The organism is Streptomyces graminofaciens, from assembly GCF_030294945.1.
Lineage (GTDB): Bacteria > Actinomycetota > Actinomycetes > Streptomycetales > Streptomycetaceae > Streptomyces > Streptomyces graminofaciens.
The window spans coordinates 177,987-196,595 of the sequence record NZ_AP018448.1 but is presented as its reverse complement, the minus strand read 5'-3'; the positions used below and the strand labels follow the sequence as shown (position 1 = coordinate 196,595).

18 protein-coding genes and 4 pseudogenes are annotated in these 18,609 nt (G+C 68.1%); 16 read left to right on the top strand and 6 right to left on the bottom strand.

What is annotated here, in order from left to right; all coding sequences use genetic code 11:
* Positions 1-75: 75 nt before the first annotated feature.
* The 3 genes from SGFS_RS00995 to SGFS_RS00985 all read right to left on the bottom strand — a co-directional run bounded on the left by SGFS_RS00995 (position 76) and on the right by SGFS_RS00985 (position 2,568).
* Complete coding sequence (locus SGFS_RS00995; protein WP_286246848.1) at positions 76-912, bottom strand: DUF2182 domain-containing protein; 837 nt, start codon at positions 910-912, stop codon at positions 76-78.
* 385 nt (positions 913-1,297) lie between these two features.
* Positions 1,298-1,951 carry a hypothetical protein gene (locus SGFS_RS00990; RefSeq protein WP_286246847.1) on the bottom strand — a complete coding sequence of 218 codons (654 nt, stop codon included), beginning with the start codon at positions 1,949-1,951 and terminating at the stop codon, positions 1,298-1,300.
* Positions 1,948-2,568, bottom strand: a complete 621-nt coding sequence (locus SGFS_RS00985; protein ID WP_286259724.1) for a hypothetical protein — start codon at positions 2,566-2,568, stop codon at positions 1,948-1,950. The genes SGFS_RS00990 and SGFS_RS00985 overlap by 4 nt, the downstream gene beginning before the upstream one ends.
* Before the next feature lie 696 nt (positions 2,569-3,264).
* Between SGFS_RS00985 and SGFS_RS00975 the strand changes: the two genes are divergently transcribed.
* Complete coding sequence (locus tag SGFS_RS00975; RefSeq protein ID WP_286246846.1) at positions 3,265-3,810, top strand: hypothetical protein; 546 nt, start codon at positions 3,265-3,267, stop codon at positions 3,808-3,810.
* A gap of 451 nt (positions 3,811-4,261) precedes the next feature.
* Here SGFS_RS00975 and SGFS_RS00970 read toward each other — a convergent pair whose 3' ends face one another.
* Positions 4,262-6,262, bottom strand: a complete 2,001-nt coding sequence (locus SGFS_RS00970) for an alpha/beta hydrolase (protein ID WP_286246845.1) — start codon at positions 6,260-6,262, stop codon at positions 4,262-4,264.
* A gap of 60 nt (positions 6,263-6,322) precedes the next feature.
* Here SGFS_RS00970 and SGFS_RS00965 point away from each other — a divergent pair.
* Positions 6,323-7,119 (top strand): IS5 family transposase gene (locus tag SGFS_RS00965; RefSeq protein WP_434025902.1). Its coding sequence is split into 2 segments (ribosomal slippage): positions 6,323-6,658 and positions 6,661-7,119, totalling 795 coding nucleotides; the frame shifts between segments, so codons are not numbered across the junction.
* 104 nt (positions 7,120-7,223) lie between these two features.
* Here the strand turns inward: SGFS_RS00965 and SGFS_RS00960 are convergent.
* Positions 7,224-7,646, bottom strand: a complete 423-nt coding sequence (locus tag SGFS_RS00960; RefSeq protein ID WP_286259723.1) for a YybH family protein — start codon at positions 7,644-7,646, stop codon at positions 7,224-7,226.
* 147 nt (positions 7,647-7,793) lie between these two features.
* On the opposite strand from SGFS_RS00960, the gene SGFS_RS00955 reads away from it, so the two are divergent.
* From SGFS_RS00955 to SGFS_RS00910, 12 genes and pseudogenes are all read left to right on the top strand, one after another.
* Entirely contained in the window at positions 7,794-8,447 is a 654-nt protein-coding gene (locus tag SGFS_RS00955) for a TetR/AcrR family transcriptional regulator (protein ID WP_286246843.1), read from the top strand.
* A gap of 546 nt (positions 8,448-8,993) precedes the next feature.
* A pseudogene (locus SGFS_RS00950) lies at positions 8,994-9,293 on the top strand (IS110 family transposase); the annotation flags it as partial.
* A gap of 162 nt (positions 9,294-9,455) precedes the next feature.
* Positions 9,456-11,086: pseudogene (istA, locus tag SGFS_RS00945) on the top strand (IS21 family transposase).
* Positions 11,083-11,866 (top strand): annotated as a pseudogene (gene istB, locus SGFS_RS00940) (IS21-like element helper ATPase IstB). Before istA ends, istB begins: the two co-directional pseudogenes overlap by 4 nt.
* 130 nt (positions 11,867-11,996) lie before the next feature.
* Positions 11,997-12,566, top strand: coding sequence for a hypothetical protein (locus SGFS_RS00935; protein WP_286246842.1), 570 nt, complete (start codon positions 11,997-11,999; stop codon positions 12,564-12,566).
* A 51-nt stretch (positions 12,567-12,617) separates the two neighbouring features.
* Entirely contained in the window at positions 12,618-12,980 is a 363-nt protein-coding gene (locus SGFS_RS51190; protein ID WP_350284068.1) for an IS110 family transposase, read from the top strand.
* Between the two features lie 56 nt (positions 12,981-13,036).
* Positions 13,037-13,318, top strand: a complete 282-nt coding sequence (locus SGFS_RS51185) for a hypothetical protein (RefSeq protein ID WP_350283955.1) — start codon at positions 13,037-13,039, stop codon at positions 13,316-13,318.
* Positions 13,294-13,551: a transposase gene (locus SGFS_RS51180; RefSeq protein ID WP_350284067.1), complete on the top strand. Its 258-nt coding sequence runs from the start codon at positions 13,294-13,296 to the stop codon at positions 13,549-13,551. The genes SGFS_RS51185 and SGFS_RS51180 overlap by 25 nt, the downstream gene beginning before the upstream one ends.
* 311 nt (positions 13,552-13,862) lie before the next feature.
* Positions 13,863-15,905: a CHAT domain-containing protein gene (locus SGFS_RS00925; protein ID WP_286246841.1), complete on the top strand. Its 2,043-nt coding sequence runs from the start codon at positions 13,863-13,865 to the stop codon at positions 15,903-15,905.
* Between the two features lie 11 nt (positions 15,906-15,916).
* Positions 15,917-16,348, top strand: a complete 432-nt coding sequence (locus SGFS_RS00920; RefSeq protein WP_286246840.1) for a hypothetical protein — start codon at positions 15,917-15,919, stop codon at positions 16,346-16,348.
* Positions 16,349-16,378: 30 nt separating this feature from the next.
* Positions 16,379-16,789, top strand: a complete 411-nt coding sequence (locus tag SGFS_RS00915; RefSeq protein WP_286246839.1) for a CD225/dispanin family protein — start codon at positions 16,379-16,381, stop codon at positions 16,787-16,789.
* Positions 16,786-17,181 (top strand): DUF2752 domain-containing protein, encoded by a 396-nt coding sequence (locus tag SGFS_RS00910; RefSeq protein WP_286246838.1) that lies wholly within the window; start codon positions 16,786-16,788, stop codon positions 17,179-17,181. The genes SGFS_RS00915 and SGFS_RS00910 overlap by 4 nt, the downstream gene beginning before the upstream one ends.
* 21 nt (positions 17,182-17,202) lie before the next feature.
* Here SGFS_RS00910 and SGFS_RS00905 read toward each other — a convergent pair whose 3' ends face one another.
* Positions 17,203-17,418 (bottom strand): hypothetical protein, encoded by a 216-nt coding sequence (locus SGFS_RS00905; RefSeq protein WP_286246836.1) that lies wholly within the window; start codon positions 17,416-17,418, stop codon positions 17,203-17,205.
* A 204-nt stretch (positions 17,419-17,622) separates the two neighbouring features.
* On the opposite strand from SGFS_RS00905, the pseudogene SGFS_RS00900 reads away from it, so the two are divergent.
* Positions 17,623-17,782 (top strand): annotated as a pseudogene (locus tag SGFS_RS00900) (IS6 family transposase); the annotation flags it as partial.
* 132 nt (positions 17,783-17,914) lie between these two features.
* Positions 17,915-18,418, top strand: coding sequence for a GNAT family N-acetyltransferase (locus SGFS_RS00895; protein WP_286259722.1), 504 nt, complete (start codon positions 17,915-17,917; stop codon positions 18,416-18,418).
* Positions 18,419-18,609: the final 191 nt, after the last annotated feature.

Sequence of the window (18,609 nt, the reverse complement as noted above, 5' to 3'; positions counted from 1 at the left end):
CGGAGTGGCGAGACCGCGCATCCCGAGCCGCACGCGGATCGCGAGGCGGCCTCCCTTCCAGCTTGCCGCAGCTGCTCACATGCCGTCCATCGATGGAGCCGATTCCCGCAGCCCCGGCAGCAGCCAGCCCTGGAACGGCGCCAGCACGGCGAGGACGAGGAAGACGACACCCACCACCCGGGCGAGCAGCGGCCCCCGTGACCACAGCTTCTCCACGAAGATCACCACCGCCAGCCCGGCCATCGCGGCCACGTTCATCACCCCGAGCGGCACGAGAATCACCATCAGGCCCGCGCAGCAGCCGACGCAGTAGCCGCCGTGGTGGATGCCCACCCGCAGATCGCGGGCCCGCTGCCGGAACCCTGCGTAGCGCACCAGCTGCGTCATGGGGTCGCGGCAGTGCCGCAGACAGACGTTCTTGAGGGGCCCGAGCTGATAGAGACCCGCCAGCAGGAAGGCCACTGCGCCGATCCAGCGTCGTGCCACCGGATGATCGTCCACGAGGTACCCGGTGAAGGCCAGAGCCGCGTAGGCGAGCAGCCCGAAGGCCGTCCACACCAGCAGATATCCACCCACGAACTCCAGCGTGCGCACCGCCCGGCCCCACCCGGACGACCGCCGCCTGATCCCCCGCACCCAGGTGAGGGCCACCGGCGCCATGGACGGCAGCATCATGGCCGCCATCATCGTCACCCAGAGCAACAAGAACAGCGGCAGCGCCATCCCCATCGTGCCCGGCTCGACTCCCATGTCCCGCGCCTGCCCGACGGTCAGCACCCACGCCGGCACAACGACCAGGAGGATCAGCAACCACGCGACCGCGAGTTCCCGCGCTGGGAGCAGTCCTCCGCCCGCTCCGGTCGGCGCGGGCGACCGGGCGGAGGCGAGGACGGAAGTCCGGAGATGACGCATAGCTGAGCTCTCCTACGTACATTCTCAGGACAGCACGCCCCCCGCCGCACCGCGACTGCGCCGAACTGCGACGAAAGCCGGCGGGGGCACATGGCGAGCATGGGCAGCTCGGCCGCTCCCGTCGCCCGGCGACCAGGCCGTCCTACAAGAGCGGCAGGTCCCCATTTGCGAGGGAGGCAAGGTCCGTGAGCACGGCCCCGTTGAAGGCGACGAGTAAGGACGCTTTGCCGTCGGTACGTCCGAAAGCGCGCGGGTTCCGGGAATCCTGAGCGACGAGAGGCCGGAGCCTGCATGTCACTTGATGGCTGTGATGGTCCTGCGCGCGGGGTTCGCCGCGGTTTACGGGCTGTGGCTTCCCGAGCGTTCGCCGTGCCGCATCCAACTGTCAGCCCGCAGAACAATGTGGGTTCGGCATGCCGTCATCGCTGATGTGCGCCCGCTGCCAGATCCCTTTCCAGTTGAACGGGGTCTCCGGGACGAACCGGTGCCGCTGCCCGCACGGACATGGAGCCAGCACCCACGCGCACCCACGGCACAGCTCCACCCAGCCATGCCCGGTCGAGCTCGACTCCAGCGGTCTCTCGTCCCCGCAGGCGGGGCAGCCAGGAAGATCGGCGCCGTCCAAAATCGCGTTCTGCCGCCGGACGTACTCGGACAGCCGCAGCGACGGATGGCGAAACGGGTCTTCGTACCAGGCGCGGTTCGGGCCCTCCCACCAGCTCCGCAGCCACCACGGTCGCGGGTTCACCACAGCCCGCCGCCCGGCCCGCTTCTCTGCCCGGCGTTGCGCGGCGTACTCCTCCGCCCGCGCGAGCCACAGCACCCGCGCCTCATACAGTTCCTCCACCGCCCGCACCAGCGCGTCCGGATCCGCCTCCAGCCGCCGGGGGATCGCGGCGCTGAGCGTGAGGTGGTGATAGGTCGCCCGGAAGCCGTATGGCGCGAAGAGGGTGATGCAGGTGCGCAGCGCGCTGTGCCGACGGCGGAGGGGGAGGCGGGCGTCGTGCACGCGCGCTCGGTGGGTCAGGAAGCTGGTCATCGTGTGGGCCCCAGGTCCAGGGCCCGGGCCAGGGCGGCGCTGACGGCGGCGGCATGTGCCGGCAGGTGTTGTTCGGCCCAGGTTCCGGCGAGGCTGAGGAAGTCCCGCAAGTCCTGCTGGGCACCGGCGACGAGCCCGCGTACCTGGTCCACTGGCAGCTCGACCGCCGGGCTGCCGTCCTTCGCGTAGGCGTCGAGAGTCAGCCGGACGGTGTCGCCGACGCGTTCGGCCACCGAGGACGGGTCGTGGCCGAAGTAGGGGCAGCCGGTGCCGTCGAGCACCTCCAGCCAGTCCCGCCAGCTCTCCAGGCCGCTGCAGCAGCCCGGCTCGACGAACACGGTGCCCGTGGCATTGTCAGTCACCCGGAACCCGCCGGCGGCGATCAGGTCGGGCATGGTGAGCAGCCCGTGCAGGAACATGCCGAGCGGATCGGTCGGGCACGGCCCGTGCTCCTCGTCCGGCTCGAAGTCGTTGCAGTCGGCGATCCGCATAACCGCCGTGCCGACCTCCGCCGGAGTCAGCTCCCCGTCCAGAACGAGGTAGCCGTACGACTCGTGCTCGCCAACCGGCCAGAGCGCAAAGTCGTCGGCAGCGAAGACTTCCAGAACGGGCTGCATCACGATCACACGGGGATGATGCCGGAATCCACTGCCCCACCGCCACGGGCTTTAGCTGCGGTATGGGGCTCAAGGCGGGCCTGTTACCTGGGCAGTTGCGCGGTTCGCTCCGGACAGGCGGTGTCGACGTAGCGCATGGCGGTCTGTTCGGTGATGCCGAAGAGCCTCATGAGCTTGAGAGGGCCGCCGGTGGCGAAGGCTTCGTCGAGGATGCGGTCCTGGCACAGCCTGTCGGGGGCAGGCCCTTGGGCAGGACTTGTTGCAGGTGTTCCTGTGCACGGCCGGGTGGTCCGGGTCGAGGGCGGTTTTCTGGCTGACCAGCAGGTGGGGGTTGGCGGAGGCGGGCCAGCGCCGGTGGTGGTAGGTCAGCCAGCCGGTGGTGAGGCGGTGGGTGAGTTCTTCCAGGTAGAGGGTGTGCCGCAGTAGGCCGCGGCGCAGTTCGAGGGTCCCTCGGGCGAGGTTCAGGTCGGCGGTGCGCGCGGTGCGAATCTCGGTGGCGGGGACGGCGTGGATGGCGGCCAGGGCGATGATGAGCCGCGCGAACGGGGTCGCGGTGTGGTCGCGTAGGCCAGCCCTGACCGAAGCCAAGTTGAGGCAGATCACGGGTGTACTCGCCTCCGCCTGACCCGGACACCGAACAGCGCACGCGCGCTCACCACCCCCACTGCTGCTGGCGCCCCGGCGTGGCTGCGGCTGGTGTCTGCTCCGGAGGACAAGGCATCGGGGAAGTCGTGGGACGGCGCCCTCGATGCCCAGCACGCTTTCGGTGACCTCGACGGGCGCCGGCCCGCGCTCCTGGGTGTGGCCGACGCCTTCGACGACGGCCACGCCTACCGGTCGGAGCTGTCGGCCCGTGTCGATGAGCCGGTACTGTCCGATGACCCCATCCTCCGGCACGACCTCCGGCTTCCTTGGGATCCTGGCCCGGCCGTGACCTGCTGGACCTCCGCTCATGCTGACCTGCACCGGGCGAACGTCACCGCGCCGCTGAAGGTGTTGGACTGGGAGGGCTGGGGGCGAGCTCCAGAGGGGTTCGACGGCGCCACGCTCTACGCCTACTCGCTGCTCCAGCCGGACGCCGCCGCCCGCGTCCGCGACGCCTTCCCCATCCTGGGCAGCCCGGCCGGCCTCGCCGCCGAAGCGACCGTGTGCGCCCAGTTGCTCCAGACCGTGGCCCGCGGCGACAACCTCGTCCTCGAGGACCAGCTCCGCAACTGGGCTGAGGAACCGCGCCACCGCTGACCGAGCTCCCGTGCGCTCACACGGGCCGTGGCTTCTCCTCCCGGATGCGTGGGGAGCCACGGCCGCCGACGCTGGAGGCACGAGGACCACCGCTACCTGGTCGGGCACCATCGCGTTCGGGATGGTCGGCACGGTTGTCTAGATCCCGCACATATCTGCCCAGGTCAGATGAGCGTGACTAGCTATGACGCCTGTACAGGGGACGGCTCTGGATGCGTGCCACGTCACCGCGGTGACGTGGCACGCGCAGGTGCGGGGTGTCCCCGGCCACCTCACTGCAGGCGCAGTGTCTAGAAGATCACGCGCGGGGCGCGGCTCATTTGGTGCGCGGCATCACGATGCCGACGACGGCGCGGTGAGAGCAAGGAGCCGGTCCGCAGAAAACAGTTTGGTGGGCGAACGCCGCAGGTCCCTGCGGCGTTCGCCCATCCCATAGTCTCCTCCTACGGACTCAAGAGCTCTTGCGCATCGCCGGTGTGCGCCAAATGCGGTCCGGCCACCTGCGGAAGTGCTCGACGCACAGCAACCCAAGATTCGCTGCCGCACCTGCACCGACTATGGCTGCAGCAGGCGCCAGGAGACCGGAAAGCGCGTAACAGCCGATCCATGCCCCGAGGAACGCCCCGCAGACCGCGGCCACCAACCCTGCGCGCCGCATCTGGGATGAGCGCTCATGACGGGGCCAGGCCAGATAGGCGCCGAGGCCTACCATCAGGCCCGTCCCGGGCACGATCACGCTCGCGCTGGCCACGAAGTCATCGGGACCTACCGTCCAGATCAGCAGAACCCCCAGCAGCCATCCGCCGAGGCCGAGCGGGATCACGGTCCCGGTTCGCACCCAGACACTCGTGCGGGGACCGAAGCCACCGCGCCTGCGCGACCAGCGTGCGATCACGGCAAGCAGAGCGAGGCCGAGGGTTGCGCCTGTCAGGGTGACTCCGATCAGCAGCTTGGCCACCGTGGACATGCTCCACGGAACGGCCTCGAAGTCGACGGGCCTCCTGTCGAACTGGGACCTGTCCGCCTTGCCGGTGTCGAAGAAGGTGGTCAGTAGACGTTTTCCGGCTTCGGGACGGTGCTCCCAGAAGTCGGCGGTGTGGCCCAGCCCGGGAAGGATCACCTGCTGTCCCCGGGACAGGGCGGGCAGCAGTTCGTCGGTGGCCAGTTGCGCCGGGGTGGAGAAGTCGACCTCACCGCTGACGAGGAGGGTTTCGACGTGGCTGGGCCGCATCTGGCGATACTTGGCGTTGTCGGGGCTGTCCGGCCATACCGTGAACAGACCGGACTCGCCGGCCCACAGGAAGTCGGTTGAGGCGTTGCCCAGGATCGAGCCCGGATCGCCACCGCTGTCGTAGTAGCGCTGTGCTGCTGGTCCATCGATCATGGCGAAGGAAGCGAACTCGCCCCAGGCGATGGAATCCGGCAGTGCGAGGTCACCGAGGACAGACATGGCCCACAAGGCGCCGGTGTCCCGGCTGAGATAGGCGTCGATGATGGTCGGCGCGTTGTTCGGTGCCGAGGCCGGACCGTTGTGATGCATGGCGTACTGGCTCAGAACCCGGACGTTGGTGTCCTTGATGCGGAAGGGCCCCCAGCGTTCAGGGATCTCGCCGGCGGTGTTCCGGATCGATTCGGCGAGGTCGGATGTACGCGCGGCGCAGGCGTCGTCATCGTCGCACAGCCGTGTGTACTGGGCGAACTGCGCATCGGTGATGCGCGGGTCCCAGACGAAGTGCCCGGGAGTATTGACCGACACCATCGCGGAGCGGTGCAGCACCGCCGGGTGCCGCCAGGAGTAGATCATGGCGGTGCGTGTTCCAGCACTGGAGCTGAGGAGGTTGATCTGTGAGTAGCCCAGGGCGGTACGGGCCGCTTCCAGGTCCTCCACCCGCTGGAGAGCGGAGTAGCCGGTGAGGTCGATCCCGTCCTCGGTGAGACGGTCCGCACATAGTTCGAACGCTTTGGTCATGGCAGGCAGTGTCTTCGATCCCGCGATGCCGTCGGCGGACTGCATGACCGCGGTGACCTCGGGGCAGTCCAGACGGCGCGATCCATCGATGCCCCGGTAACCGACCAGGACCACATCGTGTTGGCCGGTGAGTCGGCTTGCCTGCGGGAAGTCCATGTTCGTTCTTCCGGGGCCACCGCCCAGGCGGAAGATCGGTTCCGCGGGGTCTGCGGAAGTGGCCCGGACGCGGGTGACGGGAAGTGCTATCAGCTCGGACTTGGGGTCGCGCCGGTTCTCCGGGACGGCGAGTGTGCCGCAGTCGGCGGCGACGGTTCCGGCTTCGGTGTCGTAGCCGCAGGGGCGCATGGTGAGCGACCCGGAGGCGGCCCCCTCGGGTACGGACAGGAGATGTTCTGGCCGCAGCGCCAAGTAGCAGAGCGACACCAGGAGTCCGCCGGTGACCATGAAGGCGAGCAGGGGCCGCCATGACTTGAGAAGTGTCATTTCGTTTCCGTATAAGACGTCGTCTCATTTGGAGTGCTGGGTAGTCTGCACGATGTGGTGATGGTCGAGCGCATGGTGCCGGACGAGTTGTGGGAACTGTTCCAGTGGGTGGTCCCGCCTGCTCCATCGCGGCCGCAGGGCGGCGGTCGGCGGCGGTACGGGGATCGTGAGGTGCTGGCCGCGATCATCTTCGTGGCCACGACGGGTTGCACCTGGCGGCAGTTGCCGCCGGTCTTCGGCCCCTCGGGGCCGACCGCGCACCGGCGCTTCACCGAGTGGACCGCCGCCCGGGTCTGGGCGAAGCTGCACCGCGTCATCCTCGACGAACTGGGCTCGCGCGGAGAGTTGGACTGGTCACGTTGCGCGATCGACTCGGTGAACATGCGGGCCCTGAAAGGGGGGACCTGACAGGTCCGAATCCTGTAGACCGGGGCAAGAAGGGCTCGAAGGTCCACTTGATCACCGAGCGGACCGGTTTACCCCTCTCGGTCGGGATCTCCGGCGCGAACCTGCATGACAGCCAGGCACTCGAGCCGCTGGTGCGCGGCATCCCGCCGATCCGCTCCCGCCGCGGCCCGCGCAGACGCCGGCCGGCCAAGCTGCACGCGGACAAAGGCTACGACTACGACCACCTGCGCCGATGGCTACGCAAGCGAGGTATCCGGCACCGCATCGCCCGCAAGGGCATCGAGTCCTCCACGCGACTCGGCCGACACCGTTGGACTATCGAGCGCACGATGTCATGGCTGGGCGGCTGCCGCCGTCTGCACCGCCGCTACGAACGCAAGGCCGAACACTTCCTGGCCTTCACCGCCATTGCCTGCAGCCTCATCTGCTACCGCAGACTCGCCAAATGAGACGACGTCTAAGTGCGCGCGGGCCCGAGCTTTCCCCAGGCGAGGTACGACGGGCCTTGGCATGTGGGGTCGGCTCGGGTGGTTCGGACCGTCGGGGAGCCCTGTCAGCCTCGCTCCCACAGCGGCAACCGGAACATGGCGTAGGTGAACTTGCCGCTGATACGTCCTGCGGGGTCGAAGTGGAAGACGTCCACACCATGCCACTGCATGCTGCCGCCGTAGCGCGCACGGGCGAACAGGCGCAGTGGCAAGGGCACATGCCGGCCGGACTCTCCGTTCATGTCGAGTCGGCAGGCCCAGCGGATCGTGGCGCGCCGGTTCGGCTCGTCGACGATCTTGTCGTACACGGCGAAGTGCATGGCGCCGTAGCGCCCGGCGAAGTGCGGCTCGAACTCTTTGCGGATCGCCGCGATGCCACGTCGCTCAGGAAGGTGGCCGGGCAGGTACACGGCGTCGTCGGCGAAGAAGGACATCACCTTGTCGAGATCGGGGCTCGGCTCGTTGAAGGCGGCAACGAAGTCGTCAATGGTCTGACTGAGGTTGGTCGAGGTGGCGGAGATGGTCTTTCACTCCCGGGAGCGCGATGGGGTTGTCGGATGCCGGGACATTAACAGAACACCAGTTCCTTAACAAGAGATGGGTGTTCTGTTAGATCTGGACTAGGATGAACGGTCATGTCAGCGCCATTCCAGCGGGCTCGACGCCCTGATCAGAAGGACCAGCGCCGTGAGGCCATCCTCACCGCCGCTCGGGAGCTCGCCGAGCGTTCCGGCGTGGCCAGGGTCAGCCTGCAGGACATCGCCACCGCGGTCGGACTCGCCAAGTCCAACGTGTTGCGCTACTTCGGCACGCGTGAGGAGATCTACCTGCATCTGCTGATGAGCGCGGGCTCTGAGTGGGCGAGCGTGGTCAGCGCCCGGTTGCAGGAAGTGAGTGGGACCGAGGCAACAGCCGGCGTTCTCGCGGATGCCTTCGTGGACCGGCCGCTCTACTGTGATTTGACCACGCACGCGGAGACGATGCTCGAGCACAATGTGTCCGTGGAGGTGCTAAAGGTCTTCAAGAGGTGGGCCATCGACACCTACTGGGCGATCGGCCATCGCATCTCCGCCGCCTGCCCGGAACTGACCCCCGCCGATGGCGCCGCACTCGTGATGACAGCCAGCGCCTTCGTTGCGAAGCTGTTTCCCATCACCCGTCCGCCCGAGGCCCTGCGTGAACTGTACGCGCGCGAGCCGGAGATCGCGGGGGCGTTCCCGCCGTTCCGCCCCACCCTGAAACGCATGGTGGCGGCCACTGCGGCCGGCCTGCCTCTGGTGCGACAGTAGACGACTGAAAGGGTGTCAACAGGCGGGGGATGAGGTCCGGTTGCGGCAGTGAGGTCCGCGAGCCGGGACCGGGCCGACCGCGACGGCAGCTGGCTGAGCAAGAGGATCCTGCCGCTACTTCCAACAGGCCAAGCGCACCAACCTGATGGGTGAGAGCCTGGAAGTTGGGACGGCAGTACGGTGAAGCATCAAGTAGACGAGCCTTTCGGCTGGGTGGACCGTCGCCACCGCAGGCGTCTCATGTTCGTCTATTCGCCTGGCCGTGACGCGGCCCCGCACCCCGCACATACGGGTTTCGGCGCACTCACTTAGCTTGTCCTACCGTGTCAGCGCGGGCCAACTCCGGTTATTCGTAGGATCGGTGAGCCTGAGGGCGCTGGGTATGGCAGTGAGCTTGGCGCCGCTTGATGGCTGAATGACTTGGCCGCCCGGAGCCCGCGACGGTCACAACCGCTCATTGGGATAAGCGACTTGATCGCTGTGTAGGACAACGTCGGCAAGGCCGTCCGCGCGGGATCACAGAACGAACAGCTGGCGGAGGCGACCATGTTCATGATCTGGGCCGGAGTCGATATCGGCAAAGAGCACCACCACCGCGTGGCACTCGATGCCCAAGGGGAACGACGGCTGTCGCGCCGCGTCGGCAACGACGAGCCCGCGCTGTTGGAGCTCATCCGCGATGTGCTCGCTCTCGCCGATCCGGGCGAGGTGTTGTGGGCGGTGGACACCAACCACGGCGGCGCCGCTCTGTTCATCGGGCTTCTGCTCGACCAAGGCCAGTCGACGGTCTACCTCACCGGCCTGACTGTCCACCGTGCCGCAGCCGGCTACCGCGGCCAGAGCAAGTGGCGTTAACGGTCTGACTTGGCCCCACTTTTCCGGCCCGGGTTGGCCCCACCGGCGGGGCGCGTGGGAGCGTTCGGGGGTTGTTCCGGCTTGAGTTGGCCCCACCCTCGACGTGGGGCTGGGACGCTCGGTGTGGGTCTCCGTGAGGGGCGATGCCGAGTGGTGTCCTCGAAGGAAGAGTTGTTCCTGCTGATCCGCCGGGACTCGTGGCGGGAGGGGTTGTCGGTTCGCGCGCTGGCGCGGAAGTACGGTGTCCACCGGCGGCTGGTGCGCGAGGCCCTGTGCTCGGCGGTGCCGCCGCCACGGCGGACACCGCGGAGGCATTCGCCGAGGCTGGAGCCGTTCAAGAAGACGATCGACCAGTGGCTGCTGGACGACCTGGAGCCGCCGCCGAAGCAGCGGCACGCCGTGCAGCGCATCCTGGCCAGGCTCCAGCAGGAGCTCGGGGCGGAGATCGCGTACTCGACGGTGTGGGACTACGTCCACCGGCGCTGGCAGGAGATCGCCGAGGCCGCCGGGGCGGCACCGGCCGCCGGGTTCGTGATCCGCCACAACCAGCCCGGGATGGACGCGGAGGTCGACTTCGGCGAGGCCTGGGTCGACCTGGCCGGCGAGCGCACCAAGTGCTACCTGTTCGCGTTCCGGCTCGCCTACTCTGGCAAGGCCGTCCACCGGATCACCGCTTCGTGCGGGCAGGAGGCCTTCCTCGACGGCCACGTTCACGCGTTCCGGACCCTGGGTGGCATACCCACAGGCCAGATGCGGTATGACAACCTTTCGCCCGCGGTGTCTCGGGTGATCCGCAAGAGCCGGTCGCGGGAGGAGCATCCGCGCTGGCACGACTTCCGCCGGCACTACTCGATCACCCCCTTCTACTGTGAGCCGGGACTGCGCGGCGCCCACGAGAAGGGCCGGGTCGAGGGCCAGGTCGGTTACTGGCGCCGCAACTACCTCACCCCCGTTCCGCGCGTCGATTCCCTCGACGAGCTGAACGACGCCTTCGCGGCGTTCGAACAGGCCGAAGAGAGCCGGCGGATTGGGCTGCGGATCCGCACTATCGGCCAGGACTTCGCCCACGAGGCTCCGCTCCTACTGCCCCTGCCGGGCGAGGAGTTCGAGACCGGGCTTGCCTTCACCCCGCGCGTCGACCGCTACGGCATGGTCGCCGTCCGCGTCTGCCGATACTGGGTCCCGGCCCGCTACATCGGCCGCACTGTCCACGTCCTGCTTCGCTCGAACGAGGTCGTCGTCTTCCACGGGCGCACCGAGATCGCCCGCCACTCACGCCTGACCACGAAGGGTGCCGAGCGGGTGGTGCTCGACCACTTCCTGGAGGTCTGCTGACCAAGCCGGGAACCCTGGCCGGCTCCGAGGCACTCGATCAGGCCCGCCGCGCAGGCACCTTTACTCCCGCTCACGAGGCCTTCTGGTCCGCGGCCAAGCACGCGCTCGGCGAGACCGATGGTACGGAGGCCCTGGTCCACGTCCTGCTGCTGCACCGGCACCTGCAGCACCGCGACGTCGTCGCCGGCATCCAGGCCGCCCTCGCGGCCGGGGCCTGCACCGCTGACGTCGTCGCGCTCGAAGCGCGCAAGGCCGCCGAGACCGAGGGCCGGTCCCCGACGGTCACGGTCACCGTCCCGCTGCCCGAGTTCGTTGCCCCGCCGGAGCTGCCTTTGCCGAGCCTGACCGAACGAAGAACCGCCCGCCTGCCAACCGACCAGCGCCCCCTTCCAGCGCTTGAGCGCTGGGACCAGCTCCTGCACCAACGACCCGGAAGGGAACCTCGATGACCGGCCCGCACCACACCCTGACCGAGCCCGCCTCCGACGCCGCCATCGACACCGCCTGCCGCGTCCTGCGGCTGCCGACCATGCGGGCCCAGTTCGCTGACACCGTCAACCGGGCCGAACGCGAGCACCTGTCCTACCACGGCTTCCTCGCCGAACTGCTGATGGCCGAGTGCGAGGACCGCGACCGCCGCCGCTCCGAGCGGCGCATCCGTGCAGCCGGATTCCCGCGCTCGAAGTGGCTGTCCGACTTCGACTACTCGGCCAACCCCAACATCACACCCGCTCTGGTCAACAACCTTCGCCACCTGCGAGTGGGTCAAGAAGGGCGAGCCGCTCTGCCTGATCGGCGACTCCGGCACCGGCAAGACCCACCTGCTGATCGGACTCGGCTCCGCCGCCGCGATGGCAGGCTTCCGGGTCCGCTACGCGCTCGCCGCCCGCCTGGTCAACGAGCTCGTCGAGGCCGCCGACGAGAAGCAATTGAGCAAGACCATCGCCCGCTACGGCCGCGTCGATCTCCTTTGCATTGACGAACTGGGCTATCTCGATCTGGACCGCCGTGGCGCCGAGATGCTGTTCCAGGTTCTGACAGAGCGGGAGGAAAGGAACAGTGTTGCGATCGCTTCGAACGAGTCGTTCGGGGGCTGGACCAAGACCTTCACCGACCCCCGGCTCTGCGCGGCCATCGTCGACCGCCTGACCTTCAACGGCACCATCATCGAGACCGGCACCGAGTCCTACCGACTCGCCCAGACCAAAGCCAAGCAGCAGCGAGGCTAGCGATCGCCTGACGATCACTGCGGCCCCTGGCAGGCGGGGGTAGCTCGCGCCTGGCGGCACCCGGCGGGCTGCTTGTCGGTAATTGACATGATGGCGGCGGCAAGATTTCAGCTGTCTCCAGGGGGCGACTATGACGTTCAAGACCGAAGCTGATTCCGGGGTCGCCGATCGGGACGAGTGGTCCTATGCACCGGCTGTCGGCGTCGGACCGCTCCGGTTCGGCATGACCGTCGACGAAGTGGTCGAGGCAGCTCAGGTTCTCGGCCAGACACAGGTCAGCGATTGCGCACGGGACCACGCGATCTTCTCGCCGACTTGGAAGATCGAGGTCCGTCGCGGGGCGGCCCCTTCTCCGCCGGCCGTCACGGCCTACGTGAGCCAGGCTGTGGGATTGTTCTGCATCGCAGCCGATGCCGTCCACGGTCCCCAGGTGGGGTACGACGGAATCTCGCTGGTCGGAAGGGACCTGTCGGAACTGGAGAGCGACGCAATCGCGCATGCCGAGGCAGTGGACGGGCACTTTCGCTACACGCCCGAGGGCTATGCAGGACCGGATGATCCCGGGGTGGTCATGCGCGGGCAACTCGTCGGGCAGGTCCTGCGATCGCGTCCGTTGTTCATGGTGACGCGCGACGGTGCGAATACCGAATGGGACTCGATGCCTTCCGAGGAGTATCGCCACGGTCAGTCAACGACCTGACGTGGCGTGACTCGTGGCGAGGGGTGAAGGAGATCGCCGACCCATCGTCGGCTGGGGCCACGCGAGACCGGAAAGCCGGGGCCGCGTCAAGCCGGAACTCAGACCCCCCGCACGACGATATGGGGCCACCTGAAGCCGGAAAAGTGGGGCCAATTCAGACCGTTAACGCCAAGCAAGACCGACGCCAAGGACGCCCACGTCATCGCCGATCAGGCCCGCATGCGCCAGGACTTGGGACTCCTGCGGCCCGGAGACGAGGTGGCCGTCGACCCGCGCATCCTCACCAACCGCCGCCTCGATCTCGTCAACGACCGCACCCGGCAGATCAACCGGCTGCGCGAGCAGCTCCTGGGCATCTTCCCGGCCCTGGAACGTGCCTTGCCACGGAAGGGCCGGGGGTTGGTTGTGCGCTGACCGGCTATCAGACGCCGGACGCGATCCGCCGCCTCGGTGTCCGACGCCCCGAATCCTTGCTGAAGACGCGCGGTGTCAAGAACGCCGCCTCACTCGCTCGGACTGCCGTCGAGGCAGCAGAATCCCAGGCCACCACGCTGCCGGGAGAGAAGTTAGCTGCGGACATGGCGGCCCGGATCGCGAAAAGCGTGCTGGCCCTGGACGCGGAGCTCGCCGAACTCGACGCTCTGGTCGTGGCCCGCTTTCATGACCATCCACATGTCAAGGTGATCGAGACCCTGCCCGGCATGGGGCCCGGCCTGGCCCAGAGTTCATCGCGGCCACAGGTGGAGACCTGACGGCGTTTGGCACCCCGGACCGGCTGGCGGGCTTCGCCGGGCTGGCCCCGGTCCCACGCGATTCCGGACGTGTCCGAGGCAACCTGCACCGGTTCGCCGCTACCACCGCGGGCTGCTGCGAGCCTGCGACCTCGCCGCGATGGCCAGCCTGCACTGCTGACCCGTCTCCCAGCGCTACTACCAGCGCAAACGCAACGAGAGGAAGATCCACATCCAAGCCGTGCTGGCCCTGACCCGCCGACGTCTCAACGTTCTCTGGGCCATGATCCGCGACAACACCTCCTATGAACTCCGCCCTCCAATCCCCATTGCGGCTTGACGACCGCTATGGGGAACTCCTACGTCCTGATGGGGCCCCGGGCCCGTGCGGCGCCGGGGGCGGGGGCGGGGACGAAGTCGTCCGAGACGGCCGATCCGGCACCGACACCGATGCAGGCGCCGGAGAAGGACCGACACCGAGCTGATTCACACCGCCCTACCGCCGAGTGGACGCCTCACAGAATCGGGTGTGCACTTGTAATGGTGGGGTTCGGAGGTGGCGGGAATGGAGATCCTACCGTTTCGGCTCGAAATCATTGAAACCGATACCGAATGGATCGTCGGGTGCGCCTCCGAGTTGGGTGAAGCGAGCATGAGGGTGCCTCCCCCGTATTCGGCGAATGAACTGGAAGAGACGCTGGGGGGAGTGGAGCGCTCTCTGGAGAGGTCGTACAGCAGGGAAGTCGTGCGTGGCGCGTCGACTCCGGAGAAAGACGTCCGAGAATTCGGAAACGTGCTCACCAGAACGGTCCTTCGGGATGACGTGTTCGCCCTGTTCGACCGGTGCCGAATTCAAGCCATGAAGCAAGGGAGGTCGCTCCGGATATTGTTGCGCCCGGACGGCCCCAGGGTGGGGGGTATTCCGTGGGAGTATATGGTCGATCCGTCCCGCGATGACTACCTCGCTCTTCACGTGCCGGTCGTGCGGAATTTGCGGCTCAGGGATCCCGTAACCCCCATGGCTCTTTCCCTCCCGCTGCGAGTGCTCGGCATTTCGGCGCTCCCGGACGATCTTCCCCCGCTGGATGCGCGACAGGAGAGGGAGCGCATCGAACAGGTTCTCCAGCAGGACAGTTCGGACAAGGTTGACGTGCACTGGCTGCCCGGCGACCGGTATCAGGATCTCAAAAACGCATTGCGCACCGACACGTGGCATGTCCTCCACTGCGTCTGTCACGGCGGATTCGGTGACACCGAGGGATACATTCAGCTCACCGGTGACGACGGGCTGGCGATGCGCGTCCACGCCAGCGACCTCCGGCGGCGGATCGGGGACAGTCCTCAACTGCGGCTGGTCGTGCTGAACGCCTGTGAGTCCGCGGTGAGCGGACCGGGCAGGGCCTACACGAGCATGGCCGCCGCCCTCGTGGCGGCGGGAGTGCCGGCCGTGGTCGCCATGCAGTACGCGATCACGGACCGGGCCGCTTTCACGTTCGCGTCCTCGTTCTACGAACGGATCGCCGAAGGACTGCCGGTGGACCGCGCGGTGACACTCGCCCGCGATGACGTGAAAGTGCGTCTGGGCAGCCTGGAGTGGGCCACCCCGGTGCTGTTCCTCGCGTCCGACACGGTCCAGATCTTCGCCTCGCCCAAGGTGTCGCTGGAGAGAGAGGTGCAGTCGCCCGCGCGCGAGGCGACACGGACGCCGCCCGCGAGGAGCGCCGTACTCGCCGAGGTCGGCCCCTGCGGGCATGTGGCAGTCGGGCCCGGGAACCTGGTGGCCGCGGCCTGCGAGGACGGTGTCATCAAGGTCGTCGAGACCGCGAAGGGGAAACTGGTCGCCCAATGCCTGCTGGTGCAGCGCGAGAAGCCGGTGCGCATCGCCTGGAGCCCATGGCGACGGTACCTCGCGAGCCGTTACCAGGACGGCACCGTCGTCCTCTGGGATCTCAAAACCGAGATGCCCGTGCATGTGATGACCGCAGCGGGGCAGGGCGAGGGCCTCGCCTTCAGCTCGGACGGCCACTGGCTCGCAGTGACCGCAGGAAACCACCTCCATGTCTACGACGCGCGCGGCGCCCGCGTGAGGGACCTGACTGTCTGTTCGCCGAAACAGGCCGCACTCTGGGCGGCGGGCCAGAACACCCCGCTCGGTCCGGTCTGCTTCGCGCCCGGCGACCGACACGTAGTCGTGGCCTGCGGAGACGGACGGATCCGACAGCTCAACGTGCGAGGGCTGCCCGTCATGGAATGGCCGCACCCCCAACCCGTCGTCTCCCTCGCCGCCGCGGACGGCCTTCTGGCCACAGGCTGCATGGACGGCCGGGGGCGTCTGTGGACCTGGGAAGGCGACCTTCTCTGGCGCACGCAACCGAAGCGCCCCGCCCACCAACTGGCGTTCGCCGCCGGATGTCCCGCGGTCGCGATGGCGCATCAGCGAGGCAAGGTGGCCATCCGGAACGTGCACACCGGCAAGGCCTCACCCGTGACGAAGCTCGCGAGCCGGCCCGTAGGACTCGGCTTCCTCGAAGACGACCAGGGACTCGTGACCGCCACCCGCACCGGCGCAGTGGAGCGCTGGGAACTGCCCGACTGGATGGCCGACTAGGGAGCCGCTCCATGACAGACCACGAGGTCGAGATCCGCTGGCCCTCCGCCCTGCCTTCCAGCCCGGCCGAGGAGGGGCAGGACCTGCTGCGCGCTGCCGGCATCGACGCCGCGTGCCTGCTGCTGCCGACCCGGCGGGGGGCGGCCGACATCGTGCTGGTCCTCGTCACGACGGCCGTCGCGGAACCGTTCCTGCGGACCATTTTCGAGAAGCTCGCCGTAGACGCCCACAACGGGCTGAAGCAGTTCACGGACCGGCTCCTGAAACGGACTTCGGACGGGACGCCGGCACCACAGAGCGTGGTTTTCGAGATGTCGGCCGGCGGCCGCGTCACGTTCACCAGCGACGTTCCGGAGCGGGCGTACGAGCAGGCGGTCGCTCTGGACGCCCGAGGCGAGAGCTGGACCTGGGACTCCCGGCACACCATGTGGGTCCCCGGCTGAGATCGCGGATCCAGAGGAGGGCAGTCAGCCATGGCCGACAAGCACCACGAACCGCAGAGCGATGACATCTGGGGACCGGATCCTCTTGGGCAACAGCCCTTCCCCCCGTCCTCCGGGCAGCCGGGCTGGAGCCAGGAGACCGGCCAGGGCTCATGGGGGCCGCAACACACACCGCAAAGACCGGCGCCCGAGTCGTACATGACCCCGGCCATCCTTGTCACGATCCTCTGCTTCCTGCCCACGGGTATAGCGGCCATCGTCTTCGCCTCACAGGTTTCGGCCAAGAACGCCGCAGGCGACTACGAGGGAGCCGTCCAGGCGTCACGGAAGGCTCGGATCCTCGTCTTCGTGAGTCTGGGGATCGGAGTCCTGTTCTGGCTGATCATGGTCATTGTCGCGGGCGCGTCGGACAGCTCCGCCAAGGGCATGCTCGTGCCGTGACTGCTCCGCTCCGGCATCGTGCCCGCGAAGCATGGCTGGGCGGTGCGGTTCTGGCCGCGGTCACCGTTGCCGCAGCGCTGTTCGACCCCACGCGCCCCGGCCGGTTCCCCTCCTGTCCGTTCCGGGCCGTCACGGGGTGGGACTGCCCGGGCTGTGGGAGCCTGCGTGCACTGCACGCACTCACCCACGGCGACGTGGTGGCGGCGGTGGACTACAACGCGCTCCTTGTCGGCTTCCTGCCGTTCGGCGCGGTCATCTGGCTGCGTGCCGTCACCGGCAGGTTCCGACCGCGCGTTCTTCCGGTGTGGGCCGCCCGCGCCTTGGCCGCGACGGTCGTGCTCTGGGCCGTGATCCGCAACCTTCCCCTCTTCGGGGGCGTACTGGCCTCTTGAGCGGTGATCAACCGCATCGCGTCACGGCTCCGTCCCGCCCCGGAACCGATCGTGTCGTGCGGCCAGCCGCTCCTGGAGCCGCGCGTGGCGGAACTGGTAGACCGGGCCCGTCGCCCGCACCAGGTTGCGGCGGCGGGCGTCCTCCAGGAAGTGCACCAGCCGTACGGGGGTGCCTTCGTCGTGACGGAGTTGTACGGCCGTGAGGGCGGTGGCGACGGCGAGGCGCGACGCCAGCATCCAGGCACGAACCTGGATCGAGGACCCCGACTCGTACCGCACACACCCACCCGGAGCCGCCCGAGCCCGGCGGCCTGACCGCGCCGATGCGCACGAAGAACGCCGTCGCGGACTCATCCTGCAGGCACTGTCACGTTGGCTGACCGGTGGGATGATCTTCTGGTTGATCAGCCTGGGAAGGGTTGTCCGTGGGGGAGCGCGTCGCTGTCGTACGAGGGGCACCGGTACCCGGTCGAGGTCATCTCTAACTGTGTGTGGCTGTACTTCCGCTTCCCGCTGTCGTTGCGCGAGGTCGAGGAGCTGAGGGCTCGGGCGCGGGATCGTCGTCTCCTACGAGACGGTGCGTCGCTGGTGTGCAAAGTTCACGGAGTCTGTCGATCGAACGGGAGTCTCGATCGGGTGGTCGCGGGCCCTGCCCAGCATGAGAGCAGGGCCTGGCGGTGTGCGGGGAAAATCCAGGGGAGCGGACGGCCGCGCGCTGCTACGGTCGGGCGCCATGAGCTGGCTCCCCGATGACTTCGTCCACCCCGTCCTGGTACCGCTGCCGGGCGGTGGTCATCACCTGCGGCCGATCCGGGAGGCGGACACCCCACTCGACTATCCGGCTGTGATGGGTTCGCGCGAGCGGCTGTGGACCATCTTCGGCCCGGCCTGGGGCTGGCCCGCGGCCACCATGACCTACGAGGCCGACCAGGCCGACCTGTTGCGGCACGAGAAGGAGATCGCCGCACACCAGTCCTTCAACTACGCGCTGTTCGACGCGGCGGAGACAGCTCTGCTCGGCTGTGTCTACATCGACCCACCGGAGAAGGCCGACGCGGACGGCGAGATCTCCTGGTGGGTGGTGGACGAGCTGGTGGGCAGCAAGGTCGAGCAGGCCCTCGATGCGCTGGTGCCGCAGTGGATCGCCGCCGACTGGCCGTTCGAGCAGCCGCGCTTCCTCGGCCGCGAGATCTCCTGGTCGGACTGGCTCGCCCTGCCGGAGCATCCTGACACGTAAGTGGTTGTTGCACGTACCGATCTCGAAGGCTGTCGATCGCCGGACCGTCGCGGGCAACGGGAGTCTCGATCGGGTGACTGCGACGGTTTCCGCACGTGCAAGCAGGGCCTCCTGGTAGCTCGGGGGTGCGATCCCATTCCGAGTGGTTCCCGGAGGCCCTGTTGTCTTTGTCGTACGTGCCCGAGCACGTT

Coding starts and splice junctions, on each gene's coding strand:
- SGFS_RS00935 (WP_286246842.1), top strand. CDS start 11,997: ATGACGTTCAAGACCGAAGCTGATTCCGGGGTCGCCGATCGGGACGAG.
- SGFS_RS00925 (WP_286246841.1), top strand. CDS start 13,863: ATGGAGATCCTACCGTTTCGGCTCGAAATCATTGAAACCGATACCGAA.
- SGFS_RS00920 (WP_286246840.1), top strand. CDS start 15,917: ATGACAGACCACGAGGTCGAGATCCGCTGGCCCTCCGCCCTGCCTTCC.
- SGFS_RS00995 (WP_286246848.1), bottom strand. CDS start 912: ATGCGTCATCTCCGGACTTCCGTCCTCGCCTCCGCCCGGTCGCCCGCG.
- SGFS_RS00955 (WP_286246843.1), top strand. CDS start 7,794: ATGTCAGCGCCATTCCAGCGGGCTCGACGCCCTGATCAGAAGGACCAG.
- SGFS_RS00990 (WP_286246847.1), bottom strand. CDS start 1,951: ATGACCAGCTTCCTGACCCACCGAGCGCGCGTGCACGACGCCCGCCTC.
- SGFS_RS00915 (WP_286246839.1), top strand. CDS start 16,379: ATGGCCGACAAGCACCACGAACCGCAGAGCGATGACATCTGGGGACCG.
- SGFS_RS00895 (WP_286259722.1), top strand. CDS start 17,915: ATGAGCTGGCTCCCCGATGACTTCGTCCACCCCGTCCTGGTACCGCTG.
- SGFS_RS00985 (WP_286259724.1), bottom strand. CDS start 2,568: ATGCAGCCCGTTCTGGAAGTCTTCGCTGCCGACGACTTTGCGCTCTGG.
- SGFS_RS00970 (WP_286246845.1), bottom strand. CDS start 6,262: ATGACACTTCTCAAGTCATGGCGGCCCCTGCTCGCCTTCATGGTCACC.
- SGFS_RS00905 (WP_286246836.1), bottom strand. CDS start 17,418: ATGCTGGCGTCGCGCCTCGCCGTCGCCACCGCCCTCACGGCCGTACAA.